Here is a 23,147-nt window from a genome sequence, read left to right as displayed (position 1 = left end):
AATTAAATTCCAAATTCCAATCTGAAACGCAGATACTGGAATTTGGAATTTTAAAGAAACTATTCTTTTACAAGATAAATCCCGTCTTCTTTTATTTCGATTAATTTGTCTTTATAAAGAGCTCCAATTGCTTTTTTGAAAGTCTTTTTACTCATTTTTAATACAGTCTTGATATCTTCCGGATGTGAAGCATCATTGAGACGTAAAAAACCACGATTGGCCCTTAATTCATCTAATATTTTTTCTGCATTTGGCTCAATACTTTGATAACCTTGCACTTGCAGCGCAACATCTATTTTATTATCAGGGCGGATATTTTTAATGAATCCAATCATTCTGTCGCCCGTTCTGATCGCGTCATCATAAACTTCATCTTTATACAATAAACCTTTGTGCTGTTCATTGATGATCACATTAATTCCTAATTCAGTAATATGTGAAACGATCAAATCAACTTCTTCACCTTTTTCAACCGTTAGGTTTTCATTGCTTAAAAATTGGTTCAATTTACTTGAAGCTACCAAACGATTGGTTTTTTCGTCCATGTAAAGGTAAACTAAGTAACGTTTTCCTTTTTCCATTGGACGGGCTTGTTCTTTAAAAGGAACAAGGATGTCTTTTTCCATTCCCCAATCCATAAATGCACCAACCTGATTGGTGTAATTTACTCTTAAAAGAGCAAATTCATTTAATAAGATATAAGGTTCAAGTGTAGTAGAAACCGGACGTTGCTCGTGGTCTAAATAAACAAAGACAATTAATTCTTCGCCTATTTCAAATTCGTTCGGAACGTATTTATTGGGTAATAAAATATCGTGAATTCCTTCCGGATCTTCTTCAGGATTACCTAAAAATAAACCAACTTTGGTATCACGTAATATAGTAAGGGTATTGTATTTTCCTATTTCAATCATATTCTTGAGATTCTAAGCTAAAATGTAGCTGAGTTTTTAAAGTGCAAATGTACGAAGTTTGAAAATGGTACAACGAAAAATGTTTTGGATAAAATGTTCGGAAATATCTTTTTCCGGGTTTCTTTATTTTTTAATTAAATTTGAGCATCTAAAATTAATACCAAATCAATGAAAAAAACTGTTTTTTATACTGTTTTTGCCTTTCTGTTTTTTAATCAGATTGCCATTTCTCAAGTGGTTGAGGATCCGGAAATAAAAAAAATGATTACTGAAATCAAAGCCGAAAACCTGGAAGCTACTGTTCGAAAACTCGTTTCCTTTGGAACAAGACATACCTTAAGTGATACTAAAAGCAAAACCAGGGGAATTGGCGCTGCACAGCAATGGGTAAAATCTGAGTTTGATAAATATGCTTTGGAGTCTAACGGAAGATTAACTGCCGCGATTGATTATTTTACTGTAAAAGCAGATGGAAAGCGTATCAATAAAGACAGTCAGCTTGGAAATGTAATGGCTACTCTAAAAGGAACCGACCCAAATGATAATCGTGTTCTGATTATAAGCGGACATCTTGACTCAAGGGTTTCTGACGTTATGAATGTAAAATCTGATGCTCCTGGTGCAAATGACGATGCTTCAGGAGTTGCTGCAGTAATGGAACTGGCTAAAGTAATGAGCAAAAGAGCCTTTCCTGCTACTATTATTTTTGTTGCCGTAGTTGGTGAAGAGCAGGGACTTATAGGTGCGCGTCATCTTGCAGAAACAGCAAAAGCAGCTAATTGGAATATCGTTGCAATGCTAAACAATGATATGATTGGAAACAGTCTGTCAAGCGGAACTAATGTAAGAGACAATACGCAAATCAGGGTTTTTAGTGAAACTATTCCATTTTTAGAAACTGAAGAGGAAGCTAAAATGCGTAAAGCAACAAGTCGCGATAATGATAGTCCGTCGAGACTACTGGCGCGTTATATTAAAACCGTTACAGAACAATATGTGGATCAACTGACTGTAAAATTGGTCTATAGAAACGATCGGTTCCTACGAGGCGGTGATCATACGCCATTCAGTCAGAACGGTTTTACAGCAGTTCGTTTTTGCGAAATGAATGAGAATTTTGATCATCAGCATCAGGATTTAAGAACAGAAAACGGCATCAAATACGGTGATTTGGTTGAGTTTATGGATTTTGATTATTTAAGAAAAAACACTTGTTCTAATCTGGCAACATTGGCCAATTTAGCATGGTCGCCAAAAGCACCGGAAAATGTAGGTATAGAGGTTAAAAACCTGTCTAATTCTTCTGCTCTCTCCTGGAATGCACCGGAGGAAAAAGTACAATATGGATATCAAATTTTAATGAGGGAAACGGCATCATCACATTGGGAGAAAACATTTTTTGTAAAAGATACGAAAGTAGAAATCCCCTATTCTAAAGACAATTACTTTTTTGCTATACAAACTGTAGATGCTTTAGGGCACGCAAGTTTGCCGGTGTTCCCTGTTCCGATACGCTAGTTTTACAAAACATAAAAAGCGCCAATTGGCGCTTTTTATGTTTTGTAATAATGCAGTTTTAAATTAATTCTTTAAAATATTGTTTCAACACAACATCGTTTTCAAAAGTTGGCGTAAAAATTTCTAAAATACAAGGTTTGTCATTTGCTTCATACAATGTTTTAATACTATTGTTTAAAGAATCTTCATTGGTGGCAGTAAAATAATTCATCTGATACATCTCGGCCAAATGTGCTGCGGTTAAGTTGTGGGAAGTTTCGAAAAAAGTATTAAAAACAGGTTTTTCCTCATGTCCCGGAAGAATCCTGAAGATCCCTCCTCCTCCATTATTAATTAAAATAATTTTGAAATTTTTAGGTATATAAGAATTCCAAAGAGCATTACTGTCGTACAAAAAGCCAATATCTCCGGTAATAAATACGGTTTGTATATCTTTTCTTCCTACCGCCGCTCCTATCGCTGTTGATGTACTTCCGTCAATACCACTTGTTCCCCGGTTGCAATAAACTTCGATTGAAGGATCAATTTCGATTAACTGCGCATAACGGATCGCTGAACTATTGCTTATTTGAAGCTGACTGTTTTTAGGAAGTGATTCTATTATTTTTTCGAATACTTTAAAATCAGAAAATGTAATTTTACGCAAATATTCCTGTTTTCTGATTTTTCTTAAATCATAGATTTTATCAATTTTTGAGAAATATTTACTTGAAACAAATGCTGTCTTTGGAAGCAGTTCTTTGAAAAAATCTTCTGGCTCCATTACAAAATGTTTGCTTAAAGCATTAAATGTATCGTAAGCACGTAAAGTATCTATGTGCCAATGTTGTGCAGGTTTATATTTTCGTAAAAAACCTTTAATACGTTTTGAAACAATCATACCGCCAAAAGTGATTAAAACTTCCGGTTCTAATTCTTTAAAATCACAATCGTCAAAAGGTGTAATTAAGCTGTCTATACTATTAATAAAACTTGGTTCATGCAAATTTGATGTTGTCTCTGTAAGGACTACAATTGAAGGATCTTTGGCGAAGTTTTCGAGAATTTCTTTACTAACAGAATTGGCTTCGTTTATTCCTCCAATAAGAATTAATTTTCTTTTTGAAGTATTCCATACAGAAGCTACATCATCAATATTTTCGATAATTTTTGTTCCGAAAATTTCCTCTGAATGGGTAATTTTTGGTTCAACAGAAAGCTCTGAAACCGTTTCGTATAAAGGTTCTTCGAATGGCGCATTGATATGAACCGGTCCTTTTTGAAGAATCGCAGTTTCGATTGCTTTATTGATTTTTAAATCATTTTCTACAGAAGCATCTTCGGTTAAATTAGCATTGAAAACCGAGTGATTCTGAAAAACATTTTCCTGACGAATGGTTTGTCCATCGCCAATATCAATCTTGCTTTGTGGACGATCTGCCGAAATCACGATCAGCGGAATCTGACTGTAAAATGCTTCGGCCACAGCAGGATAATAGTTTAATAATGCTGATCCTGAAGTGCAAACAACTGCGGTTGGTAACTTCGTTTGCTGTGCAATTCCCAATGCAAAAAAGGCAGCGCAGCGTTCGTCGGCAATACTGTAACATTTAAAGTTGGGATTTTGAGCAAATCCAATTGTTAAAGGTGCGTTTCTTGATCCCGGAGAAATGATAATATTAGTGATTCCTTTTGCTGAACAAATTTCGATAATGCTTTGAGCAAGCGCTATTTTGGGGTAAATCATTATGATGGCGTATTACTTTTGTAAAGAAATCTAAAAAGTCAAAGATTTCTTTTTGATAATACAAAGTTACAAACTTCACACTGGATTTAACTTATAAATAGGAAGATATTAAGCCTGTTTTTAGAAAAAGGGGATATATTTGTAAAACAGATTTTTTAATAAAAATAAACTCCGTATGCGTTTCTTCTACCTATTCTTTCTTTGTCTTTTCCTGCAAGCCGTAAATTCTCAAAATCAGTTTGTTCCTGTTGATGTACCTTATAAAACAGCTTTAGATAATGCAAAAACTCAGGAAAAACCTCTTTTTGTGATGCTTTATGCTGATTGGTGTCCGCATTGTAATCAGATGAAAAAAGAAGTATTTAGTGATGCTGCAGTAATGGATTTTCTAAATAAAAATTATGTCTGCGTCTGGAAAAATGTCGAAAAAGAAGAAGGAATTGCACTTAAAGATAAATACAATACCAAATCATTGCCTACATTTTTATTTATAGATCCAAAGACTGAAACGCTTTTGTATGCTTTGAAAGGAGAATCAAAAAAAGCAGATTTTTTGACAGAAGCCAATTATGCTTTGAATCCCAGAATGCAATTGCCTTATTTAGAAAAAGAGTTTCTTGCAGATCCTTCAAACTCAAATAAGTTCTTTGCTTATCTGAATACGCTGAAAAAAGGAAAAGACAGAACTGATTTATCGATTCCGACGCATATTTATCTGAATACACAATCTGATGCACAATTGGTTAGTGAATTGAACTGGCGTGTTATTGCGAATGGCGTAACGGATATTAAATCAAGAGAATTTCAATATGTTTTGAATCATCAGAAAGATTTTGCTGCCGTAGCTTCGCAAAATCGTATTGATCGCAAAATCGAAAGTATTGTCAATGAATCACTTCGCCCTTATGTCGATAATTTAGATACGATAAACTATTATAAACAAAGAGAAATTGTAAAATCGATTCGATTACAGAAAACAGATTCCCTGGTTTTTAAGTTTGATTTGACTTTAGCAGAAAGAACTGAAAAATGGGATTTCTACAAAAAAGTGACGCTTGAAAATACGGAAAAGCTGGTTTGGAATGATGCCAGTTTCCTTAAAGATATCGGACAAACTTATTTGAAACATATCTCAGATACTGAAAGTTTAAAAAAGGCTGTTTCGTGGGTAAAACATTCTATAGAATTAAATGATTCCTATGATGGGAATTTACTTTTGGCAAGGCTTTACAATAAAATAAAAGATAAAAAATCGGCTTTGAAATATGCTAAAGATGCCAGGGAAATTGGTACCGAAATGGGTTGGGGTACTAAAGATGCAGATGATCTATTGGCTGAACTCAACAAAAAATAAATTAAAAATTCCAATCTGAAATACTTTTTGAAAAGTTTGGAATGATTTGGATATTAGACAATTAAAATAGCTGCGAATTCACGAATTAATACTATAAAACTTATTCGTGAATTTGTGACAAAAAAACTATCAAGAAAAACCATGGACGTAATACTCAGACCGGCGACAACCAACGATTTAGAAAAAATACTTGAGATTGTAAACCACTCGATCTTGCATACAACAGCAAATTATAGTTATGATATACAGACTCTTGAAGTGCAGACAAAATGGTTTGAAGATAAAACAGCAAAAAAACTGCCTATTGTTGTGGCTGAACTGGATGGTGAAGTAGTTGGTTTTGGAAGTTATGGGCAATTCCGCGAAAAAATCGGTTATCAATACACAATCGAACATTCTGTTTATGTAGTTGATAATATTATAGGTAAAGGCATTGGATCTAAACTATTACTTGAACTTATCCGGTTAGCAAAAGAACAAGGTTATCACGTTATGATTGGTGCCATTGATGCTGATAATGCCGCAAGTATTGCCTTTCACGAAAGATTTGGTTTTGTGGCAACAGGAACGATCCGTGAGGTTGGTTATAAATTTGATCACTGGCTTGATTTGGTTTTCATGCAATTGATATTAAAGTAGGTAAAAATGGCCCGCAGATGAAACGGATTCGCTAGCGCGAAAACGCTGATTGACGCGGATTTTTTCTGTTTTTTGATAATGGTTTACTGGAATGTTTTTTTTTACCGCAAAGCAGGCTAAGAATTACGCAAAGTTCGCTATGAAAAACATTGTCATTCTTTGAGTTCGCAAAGCTGGACGTTAATATTTTTTGTCGTTTCGAACTTAATAATTTAATTTATAAGGAACTAATTTTAATATACAACTATTGAATACAGACTATCAAATACAAAAAGGATATCTTAAAGTTAGTGAAATTCATGAAATATACTATGAGGTTTGCGGTGCTGATGATGGCGAAACTTATTTGTTTGTTCATGGTGGTCCCGGCGCGGGATTTTCTGAGCAGGATAAGCGTTTTTTTGATTTCAAAAAACATAGGGTTGTCTTTTTTGATCAAAGAGGAGCGTCTAAAAGCAAGCCTTTTGGGGTTATAAAAGAAAATACAACTCAGGATTTAATTGATGATATTAACAAGCTCCTCTCCTATCTCAAAATCGAAAAAATAAATATTTTTGGTGGTTCGTGGGGGACAACTTTGAGTTTGATATTTGCGATACAAAATCCGGAAAAAGTAAAAAGTCTTTTGTTACGGGGTATATTTCTTGGAGATAAAAGATCTATTGATTATTACGTAAATGGTGGTGTCGAAAATGAATTTCCTAAGGAATGGAATCGTTTTAAAACGAATGTTCCGTCAGATTCCAATCTTACTATTCCAGCTTATTATTTGGATCAAATGCTGAATGGAAGCCCGGAAAGCAAAAAGTTCTTTTGTTATGAATGGATTTTTTATGAAATATCTATTTTTAAGAAAGGAATAACCGAAAATGAAATCGATGCCGTTATAAATGAATTTCCGTTTGAATCTTTAGCTATTATGGAGGCTCATTATTTGAGTAATAATTGTTTTATCGGGGATAACTTTATTTTAAATAATATAAAAGTTTTAGATGATATAACAATCACTATTGTGCACGGAAAATACGATGCTATTTGTCCGATTCAATATGCTGAAATATTGCATCATAAGCTTAAAAGATCTACCCTTTATATTGAAAATTGCGGACATTCTGATAGTGAACCCGGAATCGAACAAACAATTATTGAGATTTTGAATAGAATCTAAAAAAATCCACAAATTTGAAATTACATTCAAATTTGTGGATTTTTTGGTTGAGATAGTTATTGATTAACCTTTTATCCAGTTGATTACTTCAGGATCTGTTGGCAATGTTCTTGGCTTGATAACCTTTACCAATTCACCTTTTTCGTTAATTAGGTATTTCTGGAAATTCCATTCTACTTCAGAATCCTGCAGGCCATTTTTAGATTTTTGTGTCAGGAATTTGTACACTTCGCACATATCATCTCCTTTTACAGAAACTTTGTCCATCATAGGAAATGTCACACCGTAATTTTGTTGGCAAAACGTTTCGATTTCTTTGTTTGTTCCGGGTTCTTGCGATGCAAAATTATTGGCAGGAAAACCTACGATTACAAAACCTTTGTCTTTGTACTCTTTGTAAATCGCTTCAAGATCTTTGTATTGAGGCGTTAATCCGCATTTTGAAGCAGTATTTACAATCATTACTTTTTTTCCTTTTAAAGAAGCGAAATCAAAGGTGTCTCCCGATAAATCCTGAACTTTAAATTGGTAAATGTTTTCTTTTGCCATCACTTTATCTGTTTTAGATACTTTATTTTTACTCGTTTGAGCCTGAAGTTGCGAGCTTAATAATAAAACTGCGCCACAAGCTATCAATGCTATTTTTTTCATCGTTTAATTTTTTATAAAATTAGTTAAAATCCGTTTTCCTTAATGACTTTGATTGCTTTATTTTTATTAAACATAAGTTAAATAAAAAATTGAAGCCTAGCGTTAATCAGACGCTAGGCTTCCCCCCATACAAACAAATCAAACCATGAATTAATTGTTGTTTTATTTTTATTTTATTTAGTTAAAATTATAGTTGATGTCTCTCTGTTTTATACTGAAAATTATTATTTAGAATCAAATAACCTTATTATATATCTTATCTTTTCTACTGGCGTTTACTATTATGAGTGTAAATTGGGCGTTTAACATTCTATTTTTCTTTTCAGTTTGGAAGTCCGGAGACACCAACTATTTTATTACTTTAAATGCGAATCATAGTTTTTGTTTCAATCCTTAATCTGATTGCAATTCTGACTTTGAACTATGCCTTTTCTAAAATCATTTTTATTAAAACTTGTTAATGCCAGAACTGTCGTTAGGCCAACAATCAAAATTTTTAGTTTATATACGTCAATCATAATTCAAAAAATTATTTATTGAGATTTACTTTACACTTTTATCTTTAGCCAATGTTAAAGTTCATAATCCAATCTTTAATTAAAACAACATTGGCCCTGATATTTTGAAGCTGTTTTCTTTCCTTCTGCTATTTTCAAAGTTATCATGTGATGTTATAATAGCATTTACGTAATTGGATTGCTTTTGGTTTTAAAAAAATGAAAAAAAAGTAATATTTTTTTTGAATGCCTTATTTTACTAGGTTTTAGCCTGTTAAAAATTTTACGTTTTTCACAAAAAAATAAATTATCTTTATCTCAAAGTATAAAATTGTATACTAAATTTTTGTTTAAGCTTAAAAATCCAAATCTATGAGTCAAGATGAGTTGTTAGTTTTAATTTACAAGAAAGACGAAAGAGCTTTTACCCATTTGTACGATATGTACTCGAAAAGTTTATTTTCGGTCATTAACGTCCTGATCAAAAACCGTGAAGAAGCAGAAGATGTTTTGCAGGAAGTTTTTGTCAAAATCTGGAAAAACATAGATTCATATAACGAAGGAAAAGGCCGATTTTACACCTGGATCCTTAATATTGCCAGAAATACGTCTATTGATAAATTAAGATCCAAAAATTTTAATAACAGTCAAAAAAACCTTTCTTCAGATAATTTCGTAAATCTGTTAGACGACAGTAATAAACTTACTAATAGAATTGATACAATTGGAATTCAGGAATTTGTCAAAAAATTAAAACCAAAATGTATCGAGATTATAGATTTATTATTTTTTAAAGGATATACCCAACAAGAAGCTTCAGAAGAATTGGCAATGCCATTGGGGACTATCAAAACGCAAAACAGAAACTGTATTAACGATCTACGTAATTATTTGAAAATATAATGGAAGCACAAGAATATATAGAATCAGGAATTCTGGAATTATATGTTTACGGTTTATTGACCGAAACTGAAAATCTGGAAATAGCCGAAGTGGCAAAGAAAAATCCCGAAGTCGATCAGGAAATTATCGCGATAGAAAAAGCAATTGTAGCTTTGTCATCAAGCTTCTCTCCTTTTCACTCGGTAGCAAATTTCGAGAAGATAAAAGCCCGATTAGAATTGAAACATGGCAAAGTAGTCGATCTGAAACCAGCGTCAAACTGGTCTCAATATGTGGGCTGGGCTGCTGCTGTACTATTGCTTTTGGGTCTTGGATATCAAACTCTTGAACTTACAAAAACAAAAGAAGCAATTGCAACTGTTGGTACTGAGAAGAATAAAATCGAGAGAGATTATGCTTTCCTGGATCAGCAAAATAAGGAAACAGAGAAAAACCTAACCATTGTTAGGGATATCAAAAATACTGGTGTAACACTTGGTGGTCAGGCTGTTTCTCCAAATTCATTTGCAAAAGTGTATTGGAACAAACAGACTAAGACAACTTATATTGATGCTGCCGGTTTACCAACTCCTCCAAAAGGAATGGTGTATCAGGTATGGTCCCTAAAATTAAGCCCTGTCCTTACGCCAACAAGCATAGGTTTACTGGATAATTTTGAAGGAAACAGTCAAAAGATATTTGCTGTAAGCCAAACAGATTCTGCAGAAGCATTTGGAATTACACTTGAGCCTGCGGGAGGAAGTTTAACTCCAACAATGACGCAATTGTATACTTTAGGAAAAGTTTAAAAATAAACTTAGCATAAAACCCACAACGCATATTAATTTATTTTAATGTGCGTTTTTTTATTATTTTTAATTAGAATAACTTACTATTAACCCAACCAATAAATCCATGAACGGAACTTTACTTTTACGAATTGCAGTTGCTATTATTCTCCTCACCCATTCTATTTTTGGAATTTTCGATAACGGAATTAATGATTTTGGTAATTTGTATTTAAACCAAATTGGATTTGCTCCTTTTGGAGTTTTTATAGCCTGGTCTATTAAAGTATCTCATATAATTGCCGCTGTACTTTTAGTATTGAATAAGTATATTAAACTGGCAGGTTTTGTAACGATCTTTGTTCTCCTCATGGGAATTATTCTCGTTCATTTTCAGGAGGGCTGGTTTGTTGTTGGCGGCGGCCGAAATGGTGTCGAATATAACTTTTTACTGATTATAGTTTTATTGGCCATTATGTATCCTGATGGATATAAGAAAGTATAAATTGAATTGATTATTAATTATAAAAATAACCTCTGATGCCTGCTGACAATCGCTATATTTCTTTGAATCAAATTATCGTACTGTTTTTCCTTCTTATCTCAACCTTTGCTTTTGCACAGGAACCACACAGTTATATAAATGATTATGATTATTTAAATAAAAATACCAAAGGAGTAAAAAAAATAACGGTCAAAGAAAATGATACAATTCAGGAACAGCATTATTTTAATAACAAGGGACTGATTTATTTTTTCCTAAAAAATAGACTAAATCACGTCGGCTATTTTAAGTATGACAAAAAAAACAGACTTATTAAAAAAATAAATGCATACGCTATTCAGGGCTTTAGTTGCGAAGAAATAAAATATTCGGATAAATCAACACAACTTTTTTCGTATTTAACTGAAGACGAAAAAGAACTTCAATTAGAAAAAGATAAATATCTGGAAAATAAATCAAAAGGAATAGAATATACTATTGTTGGCCAGGATACTATTAGTATTGATGATGCCTATTCGGTAGTTACATCCGACGAGGAATACTATAAATACAAAAAAGAAATTGAAGGAATTAAAGATACAACTGCATTGCTAAATACTCAAAGTTTAAAAAAATTAATTAACCAACCAAAATATCTGGATTTTTCGATTGAATACGATAGTAAGCTTCGTCCTTTAAATGAAAATTTTTTTGACTCCAGAAATACTGTTACTTCAGTACATACTTTTTCCTACTTACCTGATAAAATAATAAATAAGTACAAAACAGACATGATTGGAATGGGAGAAATAATTATAACGTTTGATGAACATAAAAAAATTATTAGCGAAAAAGAAGGAAGTAAAAATTTAAAGTATAAATATAAAGACCAGCATTGTATCGAAAAAAGTGAATTTAAAAATGATACACTTTTGAATACAACAACATACCATTACGACAACAATCTTTTATCAGAAAGTATATATCGTAATTTAGAAGATGGAAATGTCTATTTTTCTAATTATAAATATAATAGTAAAAATTTAATCACTGAAATAATATTTCGTTCTCAACAATTTCGATGCGTTTATAAGTACGAATATGAATATTACAAATAAAGATTAAAATACCAAATGCAATGGAAATAACCTGTAAAAACTGTCAGCAGCATTATACTGGAAATTACTGCAATAATTGCGGCCAGCCAGCAGATACACATAAAATAAACGCGCATTATTTATGGCATGATATTCAGCACAGTTTGTTGCATTTTGATGCGGGAATTCCCTATTCTATAAAACAATTATTTACAAGACCAGGACATTCTATCCGCGAATTTATTGAAGGAAAACGCGTGAGACATTTCAAACCTTTGTCTTTGGTGACGGTTTTGGCTGCATTTTATGGTTTTTTATACCATTATTATCACCTCAATTTATTTAAGGTTAATGAAGCTGATTTAAATCTAAATGATTTTAATGAATGGAATGCTACTCATTTTGCCTGGACCACCATTGCTACTATACCTTTATATACTATTGGAACCTATATTGTTTTTAGAAAACAAGGCTATAATTTTTTCGAACTTTTTGTCCTCAATACATTCAAAGCTTCACAAAGGCTATTTGCTCAAATTTTAATATTTCCATTATTGCTGTATTTCAATGGAACGCCTCATATGCAACAGATTTTGAATTTAATGTATATAATAGGCGTCATATTAATTTTCTGGACTAATCTCCAGTTCTTTAATAAAATGTCAAAAACAAAAGCATTCTTGTTGTCTATAGTAAGTCATCTTATTTTTCTGGTTTGTTTTTTAATCGTAACGGCTATTGTGCTTGTTATGACAGGAAGACTTTAATTATAAATCCCTAAAAAAGAAAATAATAAACTATTTTCTTTTTTTATCACAATCTATATCGTAATATTGCAATATAAAAATATAACAATGGGAGCTACAAAATCAGATCATTTTACAGAGAGCCAAAATGAGTTGGCTATTTTAACGAAAGCTTTAGGTCATCCTGCACGAATTGCTATAATAGAATATTTACTAAAAGTAAATGCATGTATTTGCGGTGATATTGTAAACGAACTGCCACTTTCTCAGCCTACGGTTTCCCAGCATCTAAAAGAGCTTAAAAACGCTGGATTGATAAAAGGAAATATTGAAGGAAATGCCATTTGTTATTGTATTAACGAAGTTGGTTTTGAGAAAATCAAAGTTTTCTTTACTCAAATAGACCTTCATTTAGTAAAAAGAAAAAACGAGTGTTGTTAATTATTAAAATAAATTATTATGAAACTTTCAGAAATTAAAAAAATACTTGCTACTGTTGAAGCTGTAAATTTTCAACTTCCTGACGGAAAATTTGTTCCGGAATATTTTCACGTCGCCGAAGTAGGTTTGGTTACAAAGAACTTTATTGATTGCGGAGGAGTAGTTCGTAAAGAAACTGTTGTAAATTTTCAGCTTTGGGATGCCAATGATTATGAGCATCGCTTAAAACCTCAAAAATTAATTCATATCATAACACTTTCAGAAAAAGTGTTAGGAATTGAGGATTTTGAGATCGAAGTTGAATATCAAAATACTACTATTGGCAAATATGATTTAGATTTTAATGGGAAAGATTTTTTACTCTTAAATAAAACTACAGCTTGTTTAGCTCAGGATCAATGTGGAATTCCATCAGAAAAATCAAAACTTAAACTGACACAATTAAGTACAGACGAAGGTAATTCTTGTACGCCTGGCGGAAGCTGTTGTTAAATCTAAAAGCTTACAAAATGTCGAATCACAATATATTATTCCCCGAAATTCAATCTTTAGTTCAGTCTTTTGATTTCACAGCGATTTCTGAAGATCGTAAAGATATCCTCCAGCTTTTTATTGATTTTGTTCAGCAAAAGTCTGATCATCATCAGGAAATCAGATTGAATCTAATTTGCACGCATAATTCCAGACGAAGCCATTTGGCTCAGGTTTGGGCGCAAACGGCTGCCTACTATTACGGAATTCAAAATGTTTTTTGCTATTCCGGCGGAACTGAGGCAACTGCTTTATATCCTAAAGTTGCCGAAACATTAGTACAATCAGGTTTTAAAATCATGAAGTTATCAGAAAATAATAATCCTGTTTATGCTATAAAATTTGCAGGGAATCATGCTCCAATCGTAGGTTTTTCTAAAACTTATGATGATGATTTTAATCCCGAAAATGAATTTGCCGCCATCATGACTTGCTCACAGGCAGATGGTGGCTGTCCTTTTATTGCAGGAGCCGAGAAAAGAATTGCGATAACATATGACGATCCAAAAGCTTTTGATAATACAGACCAACAATCAGAGAAATACAATGAAAGAAGTGTGCAAATCGCAGCCGAAATGTTTTATGTTTTCTCTCAAATAAAAAAATAAAATGTCTATAGATCATTGTCATCCCGTTGCGGGAAGAAAAAAGCTCAGTTTTCTGGATCGGTTTTTAACGCTTTGGATTTTTCTGGCTATGGCTGTTGGTATTGCTATTGGGTATTTTTTTCCGTCGAGCGGAAATTTCATCAATTCGTTTTCTAACGGAAGTACTAATATTCCGTTGGCTATTGGTTTAATTTTAATGATGTATCCTCCGCTAGCTAAAGTCGATTATGCTAAAATGGGAGAGGTTTTTAAAAACATAAAAGTACTAGGCGCTTCTCTTCTATTGAACTGGATTGTCGGCCCTATTTTGATGTTTGCTTTAGCGCTCTTATTCTTAAAAGAGTATCCTGACTACATGATTGGATTAATCTTAATTGGATTAGCACGCTGCATTGCCATGGTCGTCGTTTGGAATGACCTCGCTGACGGAAACCGTGAATATGCCGCCGGATTAATTGCTTTAAACAGTATTTTTCAGGTTTTGCTTTATAGTGTTTATGCTTATATTTTTATAACGGTTTTGCCTCCTTACTTTGGATACACCGGCTTCAATGTTGACATAAGTATTTTTCAGATTGCAGAAAGTGTAGGGGTTTATTTAGGAATACCATTTGCGCTTGGTATTATTAGTCGGTTCGGATTAATGAAACTTAAGGGGAAAGATTGGTTTGAAAATAAATACATTCCTTTTATCTCTCCTGTCACTTTAATTGCTTTATTATTTACTATTGTTCTTATGTTTAGCTTAAAGGGAGAATTGATTGTTGAAATTCCGATGGATGTTGTTCGCATCGCAGTTCCTTTGACGATTTATTTTGGATTAATGTTTGTCATTAGCTTTTTTACCGGAAAATATTTTGGTGCTGACTATTCTAAAAGTACTGCAGTCGCTTTTACTGCTACCGGAAATAATTTTGAATTGGCGATTGCTGTTGCTATTGGTGTTTTTGGTATTAACAGCGGTCAGGCCTTTACCGGCGTGATTGGGCCTTTAGTCGAAGTACCTGCTTTGATTGCCCTGGTCAATGTGGCTTTTTGGTTTAGAAAAAGATTTTTCTTTTAATATCAGGTGCTTTCCAAGTTGCTAAGACCTGTTTGAGTCACTAATTTTATTTTACAATCTTTACATTTTTTTTCTCAGTGCTCTGTTTTTATTAATAGTGCTGCAAAAAAAGGTTCAACATAAATTGAACCTTCCTAGTATCAAAAAATCCTTTTATCAGCTGTCTATTGTTATTACAACCGTATTATCTTTATTGATATATACAGTTAGTATACAATCAGTTATACATGCTCCCAGTATATAATCATAAACTGCAAATATATCCATTTCCTTATTCTTTTCTGGAATAAAATCAATAGTCATTAAGTCTAAAGCTGATAATAATTTTTCTTCGATGCTTAATTTTTTGTCTGCATCCTGAATTAAATCAGCAATATCTTCTTCATCCAGCAATTTAACATGAAGATCTATATAATTTCGTGTTTCTCCTCCGGCTTTAAAATCTTCTATAAGAAGATCCGTGATATCCTGTTGATGAACTTTTAAATTTTCAATATAGTTTTCTACTTTTTCAAGTTCGTTTTTATCAACGTTTTTAAGTTGGGTGGAAATAGTTAATGCAATTTCGAATACTTTATTATCAAGTTCTATTTCTGTCACATAGTAACCGCCTCCTGTTTTTTCTAAGTCACTATTTTTAAAATATTTTTTTAAATTTTCGCTCATTTTTCTCTTTTTTATTAGCAAATGCAAAAATACATAAAAATAGTCATTTTCTTACTTTTAAAACATTAAGAAATTGATCATTAAATATAAAAAAAGGTTCAACTATGACGGTTGAACCTTTTTTGTGAATTAATAAAACTCTTTTTATTTATTTTTTCTTTTTATAATACTTGCGGTATTTTGGATAGGTCAGAATTCCAATTAATGAAATTGTTCCCAATGAATACCAGGTCCAGCTCAATGAATGTGCGTCTCCGCTTGCATAAGAGTGCAGTCCGACTAAATGAAAGTTTACTCCGTAATACGTAAACAAAATTGAAACAAACGCATACATACTCATTAAATTAAAGAACCATTGTCCTCTTAACGAAGGTACAAAACGTGCGTGGATAACGAAGGCATACACCATAATCGAGATCAAAGCCCAGGTTTCTTTTGGGTCCCATCCCCAATAACGTCCCCAGCTTTCGTTGGCCCATTGTCCTCCAAGGAAGTTACCAATAGACAACATGATCAAACCAATAGTCAGGGCCATTTCGTTGATATAGGTGATTTCTTTGATGTTCAAATCCATTTTGGCTTTGTTTTTCTCGTTGGTAAAGAAAATCAATATCAACGCTACAAAACCTAAAATCATTCCCAATGCAAATGGTCCGTAACTTGCTACAATTACTGCAACGTGAATCATTAACCAATACGAGTTCAAAACCGGTTGCAGGTTCGCAATTTCAGGATCGATCCAGTTGGCATTTGCCGCCATAAAGATCATAGAAGTAACGAATGCTGCCGATGCAACGGTAAGTTTTGATTTTTTATCAAAAGCCAATCCAAAGAACATGGTTGCCCATGCAACATAAACAATTGCTTCGTAAGCGTTACTCCATGGTGCGTGACCTGAAATGTACCAACGGGCTATTAATGCAACTGTATGAAATGCAAATATTACCCCGATTAAAATATGAAAACCATTTACTGTAATGCGTAAAAACTTTTTGTCGAAGAAAATACTAAACAACGTAAAAATCAACATAAAGATTCCGGCAAGAGAATACCAGTAGAACATTTTAGGTAAAATGTTGTAGGTGTTATACGCTATCTCAAGATCGATTTTCTGATCACTTGGACGCACTTTACTTCCGAATTTCTTTTGAAAACCATCAATACTTTCGACCAAATGATCTGCTGTTTTAAAATCCCTTGAAATCGAACCGTTGTTTAAAGCGCTGAAATACATTGGTAAAATCTGCTTAACGTAAGTAGAATCCATACCTTTTAAACCTGCATTTTGCAGCTCTAAATAAGAAATCCATTTATTGTTTGGATCATTAGGAATCGGGAAAATTTTAAGGATACTTCCGCTTAATGCAGATTCCATTAAATTTACTTTTTTATCGGTTTCGATAAAATCTTTTTCAAAGCTGTTTGGATTTCCTGCTTTGTAAGCTGCATCTAAATAAGGAGATAATTTGTAATTTCCGTTTTCGTCAAAGAACTTTATAAATGGTACCAGTTTTGCTTTTCTGTCTACGCCAATGATTTTACGAATACTATCATCTTTTGTATTCAGATAAATAAGCGGAACCTGGATCCAAACCTGAGCGTATTGTGTCATTGACAAGAAAACCTGATCAGAATTCATTCCGTTATAAGTATCGCTCTGGCTTACTTTTCTCAATAATTCAGAAGAGAAAGTATTAATAGGTTTCATTCTGCCGCCTGCATCCTGAATAATCAAACGGCCAAATTTCGCAGCGTGTGCTTCCGGAGCTTTATAGATAGTCAATAAAGAATCTATTTGTTTCTGGCTAGGCGCTGCAGTTACGTGATTGGCATGATCGTTAGGATCTGCTGCATGATTATGATTATGTTCGTGACCATCACCAGGCGTATGAACGTGTGGTGCCTGAGCGAAGCCACTGAAACTTAGCATTAAAACCAGTATCGTAATTAATTTTTTCTTTTTTACATTATCTAATTTGCGTTTTAGATCAGCAAAACGAGAATGTTTGGTAAACATAATAGCCATCAAACCAAAGTATAACATGAAATATCCTAAATAAGTAATAGATGTTCCCCAGAAATCATGGTTTACAGATAATACTGTTCCTTTTTCGTCGGGATCGAATGAAGATTGAAAAAAGCGGTATCCTTTATGATCTAAAACGTGGTTCATATAAATATCAGCATCAAATGTTTCAGTTGAATCCTGAACCGTTACTTTACTTTCAAAAGCGGAATAACTTTTCTCTGTTCCCGGATATTTTGTTGCGATAAAGTCATTTAATTTTACTTTAAAAGGTAATGTATAAGCTTTACTTCCGTAAAATAAACTGTACTCGATTTTACCAATTTTTACGGTTTGAGGATCTCCTAAACTACCTTTAGAACCTAAAAGTCTTACTTCTTTTTCCTGACCCTCCGCTTTAATTTTTACAATTAAGGCATCATGATGCGTTTTTGCTTTATAATCGTTATTCGACTCATAATCAATAATTCCTTTTACTGCAGGATCCGGAAAAACAATTCGGATATCACCAATACTGTATAAAGAACGCATCATAAGAGGCTGCACATTATCTTTGGTCACAGCTCCTTTTAATTTGTCAGCCATTCGCATAAACTCTCCTTCAAAAGGGGTTTGAATGGTGTATTTTTCACCGGTTGTATTAATGTTAATGGCGCCATCAGTAGGCTTATTCAAAGCAAACAATACATTATGAATGTTCTGAACCTCCCCTTCTTTAAGGAAATGTTCTTCACGTCCGCCAGCTCCCGCTTCAACCAGTTTAAGATATAAAGTTCCTTTTGGGTCCGGTTTTATAATTTCTTTTGCTCCCATGATGTAGTTAACATAACTCACTTCGAAAGGAGTTTCGTCAAATTTACCTGAAAGTGTAAAATCGTTATTGGTTACAGGCGAAAACAGCAACGGTTTGTCAAAAACCCTGCGTTTCATTTGCCCTTTATATTCGCCGTCTGCAAAAACAGTCAGGAATGTCTTGTCTGAGTAAATCTGATTTTCGGCAGCACCTTCACGAATTGGCATCATACCTTCGTAACTGATGTATCGTGTAATAAATGCACCTAAGAGAATAAAAATAAAAGCAATATGAAGTAAAAGTGTTGCCCACTTTTCTTTTTTATGCAATTGGTAACGTTTGATGTTTCCGAAGAAATTGATCATAAAAAAGACCATTATAGCTTCAAACCACCATGTATTATAAATTAAAATTCGGGCTGTATCTGTATTGTACTTACTTTCGATAAAAGTACCAATACCCATTGCGATTGCAAATGTTAAAAAAAGAACAGACATTAATCGTGTAGAAAACAAAAAAGAGAATATTTTTTTATCCATTTTTGAGGAATTACATTGTATAAAAGTGGCACAAAAGTACTTAAAAATGTTGAGTTCCAATATTTGAACTTTGTTAATAAAAACTAAAAAACAGCTGGCAAATTGAGTTAAATTCGCAAAAATGTACGCTTAGTTTTACAAACCTGTAAAGTCGATATTTATATGGACTTCCGCATTAATGACGGATTCAAAAGTTCTTTAGGACTACAACACTGTTTTATTACATTATAAAATCAATGCCTGTCTAATATTTAGGTAGGTAATAATGTTTGCATATCATTAACAAAATAAAACCCGATGAAAATTTTATCTATTCCGAGTAATCTGTGGGTAAACTTTTCGATGACTATTCTCTTTAAAAAAAATAATGCTAATTTTGCGCTATGATTCGAATTACGTTAATTGGTTCCGGCAATGTTGCCCAACATCTGATAAAAACTTTCACTAAAAGTGAACTCGTTGAAATTGTACAGGTATTTTCGAGAAAAAAGGAAACTTTAGCTTCTCTGATTGAATTTGATAAAATTACTAGTGATTTTGAGGACTTAAAAGAAGCTGATTTATACATTATCGCTGTTTCTGACAAAGCTATTGCAGACGTTTCGAAACAATTGCCTTTTCAGAACCGAATTGTAGTTCATACTTCGGGCGCGGCTTCGCTGGATGTTTTGGATTCAAAAAACAGAAAAGGTGTCTTTTATCCGCTTCAGACATTTTCTAAAAGCAAAGAAATTGATTTCTCGACTGTTCCGCTTTGTCTGGAAGCTGAAAATACTTTTGATTTTAGAGTTCTGGAAACTGTAGGCAAAAGCATTTCAAATGCTGTTTTTGCTATTAATTCAGATCAAAGAAAAGCGTTGCATGTTGCGGCTGTTTTTGTCAATAATTTTACCAATCATCTGTATCAAATCGGGCAGGAAATCTGTGAAGAACATCAGGTTCCGTTTGAAGTTTTGAAACCTTTGATTAAGGAAACGGCCGAAAAAATAAATACACTTGATCCAATAGATGCGCAGACAGGTCCCGCAAAACGCCACGATTCTAATACAATAGAGGCGCATTTGGAGTATTTGACCAACGTGAATCAAAAAAATATTTATAAAATACTAACACAATCCATACAAAATAATGGCAAAACATTTTAAAGAAATAATGAACGACATCACAACTTTTGTTTTTGATGTTGATGGCGTACTTACAGACAGTTCGGTTTTTGTAACCAATGAAGGAGAAATGCTTCGTACCATGAATATTCGTGATGGTTATGCAATGAAAGCAGCTGTTGAAAGTGGTTTTAACGTATGCATTATTTCCGGAGGAAGCAATGAAGGTGTTCGTGTGAGATTAAAAAATCTTGGAATTACGGACATTCATTTAGGAACTCCTGACAAAGTAAAAACCTTTAAGGAATATACTGATACTTATAACATTCAACCGGAACAGGTTTTATATATGGGCGATGATATCCCTGATTTTCATGTAATGAAATTAGTTGGATTACCAACTTGTCCACAAGATGCAAGTCCTGAAATCAAGAATATTTGCCGTTATGTTTCACACGTAAAAGGTGGAAAGGGCGCCGCACGTGACGTGATTGAGCAAGTGATGAAAGTACAGGGAAAATGGATGGAATATTTTAACGGAAAACACGATTAAGCCACAAGTTTCAGTTATATCAATACCATGTTTGTAAAACTTGAAATTTCACAAAGATTCCAACTAAAAAAAACCTTTGGACCTCTGCCCCTTTGAACCTTTGAACCTTTGTCACTTAAAAAAAATGAAATTCCTAAAACTCATTCGCTATAAAAATCTTATAATGCTTGCTTTTATACAAGTATTATTTCGTTATGCTTTTTTAAAGCAGCAAAATATACCTTTGGCTTTAAATGACTGGCAATACGGAATATTGGTTTTGAGTACTGTTTTATTAGCGGCAGCAGGTTATGTAATTAATAGTGTTTATGATGTCGCAACCGATACAATCAATCAACCTGAAGCTGTAGTCATTAATAAAGGGATTTCTGAAACGACAGCGTATAACATTTACATAGGTCTTAATATTACAGGGGTTGCCCTTGGTTTTCTTCTATCGAATATTATCCTAAAGCCCAGTTTTGCTTCTCTTTTTATTTTAATTGCTTCACTTCTTTATTTTTACGCCACTACGCTAAGACAGATCATGATTTTGGGTAATTTTGTTATCGCATTATTGCTCTCAGTAAGCATTCTTATTATTGGGGTTTTTGATGTTTTTCCTGCAATCACTTCTGAAAATCAGGCACAGATGGCCAGTTTATTCTCCATATTAACAGATTACGCTTTATTTGCTTTCATGATTGGTTTTCTTAATGAAATGGTTAAAGATATAGAAGATGTAAATGGCGATTACAACCAGGGAATTAATACATTGCCAATTGCGATAGGGATTAGCAGAACGTCAAAAATTGCTATAGCCTTTGCAATTATTCCATTTCTTTTAAGTTTGCTTTACATCAACAAATATTTTATTCAGAACAATCTTTATATTGCAACATTTTATGCTTTTGCTTTTGTTCTGGCGCCTCTTTTATACTTTATTGTAAAAATATTTACAGCAAAATCTAAAAAAGATTTCCATCATTTGAGTACCGTTTTAAAACTAATTTTATTCTTCGGGATTTTATCTATTATGGTTATCTCCCTAAACATCAAATACAATGCTTAAAGAAAAACTAAAAAAATATACTTTAATTCTTGCTTCGGGATCGCCTCGCAGACAACAGTTTTTTAAAGACTTAGATCTTGATTTCGAGATTAGATTAAAAGAAATTGAGGAGATATATCCGCCTGAATTGAAAGCGGTTGAAATTACTGATTATTTAGCGGCGCTAAAAGCAAGTGCTTTTGACGCAGAGCTTAAGGAAAATGAAATTTTAATAACCAGCGATACCATTGTCTGGCATCAAAACAAAGCTTTAGGAAAACCGAAAAATGCTGAAGAAGCTTTTGAAATGATTAAATCAATGTCCGGTGATACACATGAAGTTTTTACATCAGTATGTTTTAGAACCACCTTTACTTCTACTGTTATAAATGACGTTACAAAAGTTACTTTTAAAGATTTATCAGACGAAGCTATTTTATATTACATAGAAAATTACAAACCTTATGATAAAGCCGGTGCTTATGGTATTCAGGAATGGTTTGGTTTTATGGCAGTTGCAAAAGTCGAGGGCTCTTATACAAATGTTATGGGCTTGCCAACAGCTAAAGTTTACGAATATTTGAGTACATTAGTGTAAAAAAATTATTTATGTTTTCTTTCAAAGAGTATAGTCACGAGATATTAAGCACTGTAGTGCTCCTTTTTGCTTTGGCGGCATTGAGAGTTATTATTGCTAAACTAATCCGTCGTTACGCCAGTACAAGCCAATTATTAGAACACCGAACCAATCTCGTCATCAAGTATATTCATATCCTGATGAACATACTGGTTACCATCAGCCTTATTGTGATCTGGGGTGTCGAAACAAAGGATATTTTTATAACCGTTTCTTCAATTGCAACTGTAATTGGAGTAGCCATGTTTGCGCAATGGTCGATTTTAAGCAATATTACTTCAGGAATGATTTTATTTTTCTCCTTTCCGTTTAGGATCGGAGACACCATTAAAATTCATGATAAGGACTTTCCTATCGAAGCCGAAATTGAAGACATCAGCGCTTTTCATGTGAATTTACGAACAAAAGAAGGCGAAAGAATTATTTTTCCAAACAATTTATTATTGCAAAAAGGCATTTCGATTATGCAGGCACATTATGAGGAAAAAGAGTTTTTCGATTAGAGGCATTTAACTTAAATACCCTCATATTTCGCATAATTTTACTGCAAAATTTGCAAAGTAATCTCAGCTCAAGGCAATATAGTTTCCCGCATATTACACGGATAAAGCAGATTTAAAAATCTTTCTGACTAGATTCCCATCCGAAATAGTAAAAAAAATTTGCGCTAATTTGTGAAATTAGTGGCGAAAA

General features: G+C 33.1%; 23 protein-coding genes. 18 read left to right on the top strand and 5 right to left on the bottom strand.

Annotated elements, in window-relative coordinates; genetic code table 11:
* Nucleotides 1-59: 59 nt before the first annotated feature.
* Nucleotides 60-914: a CvfB family protein gene (locus tag B0A67_RS21490; protein WP_072964436.1), complete on the bottom strand. Its 855-nt coding sequence runs from the start codon at nt 912-914 to the stop codon at nt 60-62.
* A gap of 168 nt (nt 915-1,082) precedes the next feature.
* Between B0A67_RS21490 and B0A67_RS21485 the strand changes: the two genes are divergently transcribed.
* A complete protein-coding gene (locus B0A67_RS21485) occupies nt 1,083-2,432 on the top strand; it encodes a M20/M25/M40 family metallo-hydrolase (protein ID WP_072964437.1) in 1,350 nt (449 codons plus the stop codon).
* Nucleotides 2,433-2,490: 58 nt separating this feature from the next.
* Here the strand turns inward: B0A67_RS21485 and menD are convergent, their stop codons facing one another.
* Nucleotides 2,491-4,158 (bottom strand): 2-succinyl-5-enolpyruvyl-6-hydroxy-3-cyclohexene-1-carboxylic-acid synthase, encoded by a 1,668-nt coding sequence (menD, locus tag B0A67_RS21480; protein WP_072964438.1) that lies wholly within the window; start codon nt 4,156-4,158, stop codon nt 2,491-2,493.
* A gap of 175 nt (nt 4,159-4,333) precedes the next feature.
* Here menD and B0A67_RS21475 point away from each other — a divergent pair, with 175 nt between their 5' ends.
* The 3 genes from B0A67_RS21475 (at nt 4,334) to pip (ending at nt 7,319) form a co-directional block, all read left to right on the top strand.
* The gene (locus tag B0A67_RS21475; protein WP_072964439.1) at nt 4,334-5,512 is read left to right on the top strand and encodes a thioredoxin family protein; all 1,179 of its coding nucleotides are present in this window, start codon (nt 4,334-4,336) and stop codon (nt 5,510-5,512) included.
* A gap of 141 nt (nt 5,513-5,653) precedes the next feature.
* Nucleotides 5,654-6,151 carry a GNAT family N-acetyltransferase gene (locus B0A67_RS21470; RefSeq protein ID WP_072964440.1) on the top strand — a complete coding sequence of 166 codons (498 nt, stop codon included), beginning with the start codon at nt 5,654-5,656 and terminating at the stop codon, nt 6,149-6,151.
* A gap of 247 nt (nt 6,152-6,398) precedes the next feature.
* Nucleotides 6,399-7,319, top strand: a complete 921-nt coding sequence (gene pip / locus B0A67_RS21465; RefSeq protein ID WP_207557371.1) for a prolyl aminopeptidase — start codon at nt 6,399-6,401, stop codon at nt 7,317-7,319.
* A gap of 63 nt (nt 7,320-7,382) precedes the next feature.
* Here the strand turns inward: pip and B0A67_RS21460 are convergent, their stop codons facing one another.
* Nucleotides 7,383-7,970, bottom strand: a complete 588-nt coding sequence (locus B0A67_RS21460) for a glutathione peroxidase (protein ID WP_072964442.1) — start codon at nt 7,968-7,970, stop codon at nt 7,383-7,385.
* 869 nt (nt 7,971-8,839) lie between these two features.
* Here B0A67_RS21460 and B0A67_RS21455 point away from each other — a divergent pair.
* The 9 genes from B0A67_RS21455 (at nt 8,840) to arsB (ending at nt 15,107) form a co-directional block, all read left to right on the top strand.
* A complete protein-coding gene (locus tag B0A67_RS21455) occupies nt 8,840-9,370 on the top strand; it encodes an RNA polymerase sigma factor (protein WP_072964443.1) in 531 nt (176 codons plus the stop codon).
* Entirely contained in the window at nt 9,370-10,158 is a 789-nt protein-coding gene (locus B0A67_RS21450) for an anti-sigma factor (protein ID WP_072964444.1), read from the top strand. Before B0A67_RS21455 ends, B0A67_RS21450 begins: the two co-directional genes overlap by 1 nt.
* Before the next feature lie 106 nt (nt 10,159-10,264).
* The gene (locus tag B0A67_RS21445) at nt 10,265-10,642 is read left to right on the top strand and encodes a DoxX family protein (protein ID WP_072964445.1); all 378 of its coding nucleotides are present in this window, start codon (nt 10,265-10,267) and stop codon (nt 10,640-10,642) included.
* Nucleotides 10,643-10,677: 35 nt separating this feature from the next.
* A complete protein-coding gene (locus B0A67_RS21440; protein WP_072964446.1) occupies nt 10,678-11,739 on the top strand; it encodes a hypothetical protein in 1,062 nt (353 codons plus the stop codon).
* 20 nt (nt 11,740-11,759) lie between these two features.
* On the top strand, nt 11,760-12,485 hold the full coding sequence (locus B0A67_RS21435) for a DUF3667 domain-containing protein (protein WP_072964447.1): 726 nt from the start codon (nt 11,760-11,762) through the stop codon (nt 12,483-12,485).
* Between the two features lie 87 nt (nt 12,486-12,572).
* Nucleotides 12,573-12,905, top strand: a complete 333-nt coding sequence (locus B0A67_RS21430) for an ArsR/SmtB family transcription factor (RefSeq protein WP_072964448.1) — start codon at nt 12,573-12,575, stop codon at nt 12,903-12,905.
* A gap of 18 nt (nt 12,906-12,923) precedes the next feature.
* A complete protein-coding gene (locus tag B0A67_RS21425) occupies nt 12,924-13,397 on the top strand; it encodes a DUF6428 family protein (protein WP_072964449.1) in 474 nt (157 codons plus the stop codon).
* A 17-nt stretch (nt 13,398-13,414) separates the two neighbouring features.
* Complete coding sequence (locus B0A67_RS21420) at nt 13,415-14,044, top strand: arsenate-mycothiol transferase ArsC (RefSeq protein ID WP_207557370.1); 630 nt, start codon at nt 13,415-13,417, stop codon at nt 14,042-14,044.
* Nucleotide 14,045: 1 nt separating this feature from the next.
* Nucleotides 14,046-15,107: an ACR3 family arsenite efflux transporter gene (gene arsB, locus B0A67_RS21415; RefSeq protein WP_072964450.1), complete on the top strand. Its 1,062-nt coding sequence runs from the start codon at nt 14,046-14,048 to the stop codon at nt 15,105-15,107.
* Between the two features lie 156 nt (nt 15,108-15,263).
* Here arsB and B0A67_RS21410 read toward each other — a convergent pair whose 3' ends face one another.
* Nucleotides 15,264-15,773 carry a DUF2004 domain-containing protein gene (locus tag B0A67_RS21410; protein ID WP_072964451.1) on the bottom strand — a complete coding sequence of 170 codons (510 nt, stop codon included), beginning with the start codon at nt 15,771-15,773 and terminating at the stop codon, nt 15,264-15,266.
* Nucleotides 15,774-15,921: 148 nt separating this feature from the next.
* A complete protein-coding gene (gene ccsA, locus B0A67_RS21405; protein ID WP_072964452.1) occupies nt 15,922-19,131 on the bottom strand; it encodes a cytochrome c biogenesis protein CcsA in 3,210 nt (1,069 codons plus the stop codon).
* Between the two features lie 383 nt (nt 19,132-19,514).
* On the opposite strand from ccsA, the gene B0A67_RS21400 reads away from it, so the two are divergent.
* The 5 genes from B0A67_RS21400 to B0A67_RS21380 all read left to right on the top strand — a co-directional run bounded on the left by B0A67_RS21400 (nt 19,515) and on the right by B0A67_RS21380 (nt 22,957).
* Nucleotides 19,515-20,276 carry a Rossmann-like and DUF2520 domain-containing protein gene (locus B0A67_RS21400; protein WP_072964453.1) on the top strand — a complete coding sequence of 254 codons (762 nt, stop codon included), beginning with the start codon at nt 19,515-19,517 and terminating at the stop codon, nt 20,274-20,276.
* A complete protein-coding gene (locus B0A67_RS21395) occupies nt 20,260-20,787 on the top strand; it encodes a KdsC family phosphatase (protein ID WP_072964454.1) in 528 nt (175 codons plus the stop codon). Before B0A67_RS21400 ends, B0A67_RS21395 begins: the two co-directional genes overlap by 17 nt.
* A gap of 124 nt (nt 20,788-20,911) precedes the next feature.
* Nucleotides 20,912-21,838, top strand: a complete 927-nt coding sequence (locus B0A67_RS21390; protein ID WP_072964455.1) for a geranylgeranylglycerol-phosphate geranylgeranyltransferase — start codon at nt 20,912-20,914, stop codon at nt 21,836-21,838.
* Nucleotides 21,831-22,415, top strand: a complete 585-nt coding sequence (locus B0A67_RS21385) for a Maf-like protein (RefSeq protein WP_072964456.1) — start codon at nt 21,831-21,833, stop codon at nt 22,413-22,415. The genes B0A67_RS21390 and B0A67_RS21385 overlap by 8 nt, the downstream gene beginning before the upstream one ends.
* 11 nt (nt 22,416-22,426) lie before the next feature.
* Nucleotides 22,427-22,957 (top strand): mechanosensitive ion channel domain-containing protein, encoded by a 531-nt coding sequence (locus tag B0A67_RS21380; RefSeq protein WP_072964457.1) that lies wholly within the window; start codon nt 22,427-22,429, stop codon nt 22,955-22,957.
* Nucleotides 22,958-23,147: the final 190 nt, after the last annotated feature.

Origin of the sequence: Flavobacterium aquidurense, from assembly GCF_002217195.1 — a bacterium.
GTDB lineage: Bacteria > Bacteroidota > Bacteroidia > Flavobacteriales > Flavobacteriaceae > Flavobacterium > Flavobacterium frigidimaris.
The sequence above is the reverse complement of the archived record's forward strand: the minus strand, read 5'-3'. Positions and strand labels throughout refer to the sequence as shown.